Genomic DNA, 3,599 nt, shown 5'->3' with positions numbered 1-3,599 from the left:
CACCACGACCCGCTCGCGCCGGGCCGGGGGCCTCAGCCCCGGGGGGCGGCGGCCGCGGGCTGCGCCCGGCGCGAGCGGGTCGTGGTGCCCAGGCGGCCGGTGCGGTGCGCCCAGCGCTCGAAGACGACGGTGCACAGCGGCGGGACGCTGGCCACCAGGGCCAGCAGGACCGTGCCGGGGCGCCAGCGCAGCGCCCGGGCCGCCCAGAGGGCGGAGAGCAGGTAGACGACGAACGCGGCGCCGTGGACCGGCCCGGCGATCGGCACGCCGCCCTCGTGGGGGGTCTCCACCTGCAGGACCCGCTTGAGGAACATGGCGATCAGCAGCAGCGTCCAGGACACCCCCTCCACGAGCGCGATGACGCGGAACCAGCGGGCGGCGGCGGGCACGGTGTCCTCCAGCGGTGCGGTGCGGTGCGGTCGTGGGTGCTCCGAGTCTGCCGCGCCGCGGCGGGCGCCGGTGCCGCCCGGGGCGTGTCCTCGGCCACACCCCGTCCCGCCCGTGCCGCGGGTGCGGCGCGCGCGGGGGCTGCCTAGCGTGAGGGCGTGACGGACCTGCCCCTGACGCCCCAGAGCACCACGCCCGCCGCGCGGGCCCGCATCGGACTGTGGGGCGGTGCCCCGTGGGCCGACCCCGACCGCCGCGAGGAGGCCCGCGAGGCCGCCCGCGAGGTGGAGGCCCTGGGCTACTCCCGCATCTGGCTCTCCGGCGGCTTCGACCCCGGCCTGCACCCGGTGTTCGGCGAGCTGCTCGACGCCACCGAGGAGGTCGGCGTGGCCAGCGGCATCGTCAGCGTGTACGCCGCCACCGCGCAGGAGTGCGCCGACGGCTTCGCCGCGCTGGAGCAGCGCCACCCCGGCCGGTTCCTGCTGGGGCTGGGCAACAGCCACGCCGCGATCGTGGAGCGCTCGGGGGAGGACTACTCCAAGCCCTACTCGCGCACCGTGGAGCACCTCGACGCCCTGGACGCCGCCGGCGCCGTGCCGCGCGAGCGCCGCGCCCTGGCCGCGCTGGGCCCGCGGATGCTGCGCCTGGCGCGCGACCGGTCCCTGGGGGCGCACCCGTACTTCACCACGCCCGCGCACACCACGTACGCGCGCGAGGTGCTCGGCGCCGGCGTGCTGCTCGCGCCGGAGGTCGCCGTGGTGCTGGAGGAGGACCCGGACCGCGCCCGCGCCATCGCCCGCCGCTACGCCACCGGCTACCTCGCCCTGCCGAACTACACCAACAACCTGCGCCGCTTCGGCTACGGCGACGAGGACTTCGCCGACGGCGGCAGCGAGCGCCTGATCGACGAGCTGATCCCCTGGGGCGGCACCGCCACCGTGGTCGCCGGCATCGCCCGGCACGTGGACGCCGGCGCCGACGAGGTCGCCGTGCAGGTCCTCACCGCCTCCGGGCAGGACTTCCCGCTGCGCGAGTGGGGCGAGCTGGCCCGCGCGCTCATCGGCTGAGCGCCCCGGCGCCCGGCCGGTCACCGGGCCGGGCGCCCGCTCGGCCCCCCCGCTCAGTCGTGGGTGGCGGTCTCGTGCCCGCCGTGGCCGGCCGGCTCCAGCTGGAACGTGGCGTGCTCGACGGCCACGGGGAAGTGCTCGGCGACGCACGCCTGCAGCTGGTCCAGGATCTCCGGGGCGTGCCCGTCGAGGAAGCACGTGTCGTCCAGCACGACGTGCGCGGACAGCACCGGCAGCCCGGAGGTGATCTGGCTGGCGTGCAGGTCGTGCACCGCCCGCACGTGCGGCAGCTCCAGCAGGTGCCGGCGCACCTCCTCGAGGTCCAGGCCGGGCGGGACGGCCTCCAGCAGCACGCTGGTGGTCTCCCGCAGCAGCCGCACCGTGCGCGGCACGATGAGCACGCCGATGAACAGGGAGACCACCGCGTCGGCGCGGGTCCAGCCGGTCAGGGCGACGACGACGGCGGCCACCAGGACCGCCACGGAGCCCAGGGCGTCGTTGACGACCTCCAGCACCGCCGCGCGCACGTTGACGTTGCCGGCGCCCTCCCCGCGCAGCAGCAGCCCCAGGGCGGCCAGGTTGCCCAGCAGGCCGACGGCGCCGAAGACGAGCATCGCGGTGGAGGACACCTCCGGCGGCTCGGCCAGCCGCCGCACGCCCTCCACCAGCACGAACACGCCCACCGCGAGCAGCGCGGCTGCCTGCGCGGTGGCGGCGAGCACCTCCGCGCGCCGGTACCCCCAGGTGCGCCGGGGCGTGGCGGGCCGGGCGGCGAGGTTCGCGGCCAGCAGCGCGACCACCAGGCCGGCGACGTCGGTGAGCACGTGACCGGCGTCCGCCAGCAGCGCCAGGCTGCCCGAGACCCAGGCGCCGACCGCCTCGGCGACGAGCACGGAGGCCGTGATCGCCAGGGCCCCCGCCAGCCGTCGGCGGTCCCGCTCGCCGTGCCCGTGCCCGTGCCCGTGGCCGTGCCCGTGGCCCGCGCTCACGCGGTGCTCCCGCGCGGCCGGGTCCCGGCGCACAGCGCCCCCTCCACGGCCAGCACGACGCCGACGAGGTCGTCCAGGGCGTGCCGCAACCGCGGGTCGGCCAGCTCGTAGCGCACCCGCCGGCCCTCGGGCTCGGTGACGACCAGCCCGCAGCCGCGCAGGCAGGCCAGGTGGTTGGACAGGTTCTGCCGCGAGACGCCCAGGGCCTCGGCGAGCTCGGCGGGGTAGCCGGGGGCCTCGCGCAGCGCCAGCAGCAGCCGCGCCCTGGTGGGGTCGGACAGGGCGTGGCCGAAGCGGGCCAGGACGCCGGCGGGGGTGCTGATCACCCCTCGACGGTACACGCACGCGTGTACCGACACCGCAGCCGCCGCCGCGACCGCCCCGCCCTGGCCGCCACCTCGGGCCACCTCGGGCCACCTCGGGCCACCCCGGGCCGCCTCGGGGTGGCCCGTCCGGTTGCCGCCGCCCGAGGCGCTCCGTAGCGTCCACGGGGCGCCGGCCGGCGGCGCGGGACGGGGGCACGGCGGTGGGACTGCTCGACCCGGAGTCGCTGCTGTCGTCCTTCGGGGCGTTCGGCGTCTTCGCCGTGCTCTTCGCCGAGACGGGCCTGCTCATCGGCTTCTTCCTGCCCGGGGACTCCCTGCTGTTCACCGCCGGGCTGCTCGCCGCCACCCCGGTCACCTCCGCCGCCCACCTGCCGCTGGCGCAGGTGCTGGTGGCCGCCCCCGCCGGCGCGCTGCTCGGCGCGCAGGTCGGCTACCTCATCGGCCGCCGCGCCGGCCCCGCCCTGCTCGAGCGGCCCGACCACCCGCGCCGGTACGCCGGCGTGCAGCGGGCCCGCGGCGTGCTGGAGAAGTACGGCTACCGCAAGGCCGTCGTGCTGGGCCGCTTCCTGCCGGTGGTGCGCACCCTGATGAACCCCCTCGCCGGCACCCTGGGCATGCCCGCGGCCGCGTTCACCCTGTGGCAGGTCACCGGCGGGCTGGTGTGGTCGCTGGGCATCACGGTCGCCGGCTACCTGCTCGGCAGCCGCGTACCCGGCCTGGACCGGTACCTGCTGCCGTTCGTCGCCGCTGTCGTGGTCCTCTCCCTGGTGCCGGTGGCCGTGCAGGTGATGCGCTCCACCCGCCGCCGCTGAACCCGAGCCACCTGCGAG

The 3,599-nt window shown here is 77.6% G+C and carries 5 protein-coding genes; 2 read left to right on the top strand and 3 right to left on the bottom strand.

Features of this window, described 5'->3' with window-relative positions; all coding sequences use genetic code 11:
• Window positions 1-32: 32 nt before the first annotated feature.
• Complete coding sequence (locus GTR00_RS16800) at window positions 33-389, bottom strand: DUF3817 domain-containing protein (protein ID WP_323132555.1); 357 nt, start codon at window positions 387-389, stop codon at window positions 33-35.
• 156 nt (window positions 390-545) lie between these two features.
• Between GTR00_RS16800 and GTR00_RS16795 the strand changes: the two genes are divergently transcribed.
• Complete coding sequence (locus GTR00_RS16795) at window positions 546-1,454, top strand: TIGR03620 family F420-dependent LLM class oxidoreductase (protein ID WP_323132554.1); 909 nt, start codon at window positions 546-548, stop codon at window positions 1,452-1,454.
• A 53-nt stretch (window positions 1,455-1,507) separates the two neighbouring features.
• Here GTR00_RS16795 and GTR00_RS16790 read toward each other — a convergent pair whose 3' ends face one another.
• Complete coding sequence (locus GTR00_RS16790) at window positions 1,508-2,443, bottom strand: cation diffusion facilitator family transporter (RefSeq protein ID WP_166612730.1); 936 nt, start codon at window positions 2,441-2,443, stop codon at window positions 1,508-1,510.
• On the bottom strand, window positions 2,440-2,769 hold the full coding sequence (locus GTR00_RS16785; RefSeq protein WP_166612729.1) for an ArsR/SmtB family transcription factor: 330 nt from the start codon (window positions 2,767-2,769) through the stop codon (window positions 2,440-2,442). Before GTR00_RS16785 ends, GTR00_RS16790 begins: the two co-directional genes overlap by 4 nt.
• A 200-nt stretch (window positions 2,770-2,969) precedes the next feature.
• Between GTR00_RS16785 and GTR00_RS16780 the strand changes: the two genes are divergently transcribed.
• Entirely contained in the window at window positions 2,970-3,581 is a 612-nt protein-coding gene (locus tag GTR00_RS16780; protein WP_166612728.1) for a DedA family protein, read from the top strand.
• Window positions 3,582-3,599: the final 18 nt, after the last annotated feature.

Origin of the sequence: Kineococcus indalonis (assembly GCF_009906395.1) — a bacterium.
Classification (GTDB): Bacteria; Actinomycetota; Actinomycetes; order Actinomycetales; family Kineococcaceae; genus Kineococcus; species Kineococcus indalonis.
The sequence above is the reverse complement of the archived record's forward strand: the minus strand, read 5'-3'. Positions and strand labels throughout refer to the sequence as shown.